A 540-nucleotide genomic window follows, 5' to 3' on the forward strand; every position below is an offset into this window, starting at 1 on the left:
CCCAGCAGCCGGCAGATGGACGACTTGTCCAGCCGTTGCGCCTGCCAGGCCACCAGCTCCTCGAAGGCGTGCGTGAAGCTCGAGTCGTGCGCCGCCCACGGCACCCGCTCCACTCTCACTCCATGCTCCCGGCAGCGCACCCGGCGCGGGGCGTACCTCAGCCAGAAGATGGTTTCTCCCAGCGCCAGGTGCCGCCACAGTCGCCCAGGCTTCGTGTCGTAGCCTGGGGCGGGCCGGCCGCACACTCCACAGCGCGGCTTGCGCTGGCGCGGGCGCACCTGCACCACCACTCCCTCGGGCCCCATCTTCACCCCGCGCACGCTCATCCCCTGGATGCGCAGCACGCGCCCCATCACCTCCCCCACGCTCGGCCCCGCCACGCCCCGCCTCCCCGCCAGCAATCGCAGGGGCGGCTCGCACTGCAACTCCGCGACCAGGGCTCTTGCCAGAGTGACAGTCGCCTCTTCCGACTGCCCTTCTTCCGTCTCTCACCGGAGACCCTCCGTCCACCGTCGAGCGCCCACCTCAGCTACAGAAGAT

1 protein-coding gene is annotated in these 540 nt (G+C 70.7%); it reads right to left on the reverse strand.

What is annotated here, in order from left to right; genetic code table 11:
• On the reverse strand, positions 1 to 380 hold a 380-nt coding region (locus Q664_RS26510), incomplete at its 3' end, for a helix-turn-helix domain-containing protein (RefSeq protein ID WP_160174505.1).
• Between the last annotated feature and the right edge of the window lie 160 nt (positions 381 to 540).

Origin of the sequence: Archangium violaceum Cb vi76, assembly GCF_000733295.1 — a bacterium.
GTDB lineage: Bacteria > Myxococcota > Myxococcia > Myxococcales > Myxococcaceae > Archangium > Archangium violaceum.